Consider the following 540-nt stretch of genomic DNA (forward strand, 5'->3'; position numbering starts at 1 on the left):
ATCTTTTCCGTCTATTTCGATAGCGCTCACTCAATATTCTAAATGTTTTCAATTGACTATTGATGTGTTCGATCACAACTCGTATTTTTCCAATCATGTTATTGTACTTTTTCTCAACATCAAATAAGGGGAAATTCTTCTGTTTCTTTATTGGCATCAATAATTTAAAGCCGTCTTGCTCTAATCCGTAGTATCCTAAATCGGTAATAACATATTCACAATGGTTAAATTTCTTAACCGTTTTTCTTGCCAGTTTAATGTCATGCTGACTGCCATTCGATATATCTAGCCCTATGATTTGTTTACTCTTCGGATGATAGATCACTTGGGCTTTTAGCGTATGTTTCTTCTTTTTACCACTGTAGAACTTACTCTGATTTTTTTTTCGGGCGTTCAATTGAACATTCTGTAGTATCAATAATGACCCAGTTAAAGTGTTCGTCTGCTGTGGTAATGCTTCGTTTTGGCAGGATAAAACGTCTTGATTTCATCAATGCATTTTCAACCTTTTTAATGGTTCGATTCACATTACTTTCAGCG

General features: G+C 34.6%; 1 pseudogene. It reads right to left on the bottom strand.

Features of this window, described 5'->3' with window-relative positions:
• Positions 1 to 540: pseudogene (locus E2K74_RS14455) on the bottom strand (transposase); the annotation flags it as partial.

The sequence above is a fragment of the Acinetobacter sp. RF15B genome, from assembly GCF_007558235.1.
In the GTDB taxonomy this organism is placed as follows: Bacteria; Pseudomonadota; Gammaproteobacteria; order Pseudomonadales; family Moraxellaceae; genus Acinetobacter; species Acinetobacter lwoffii_C.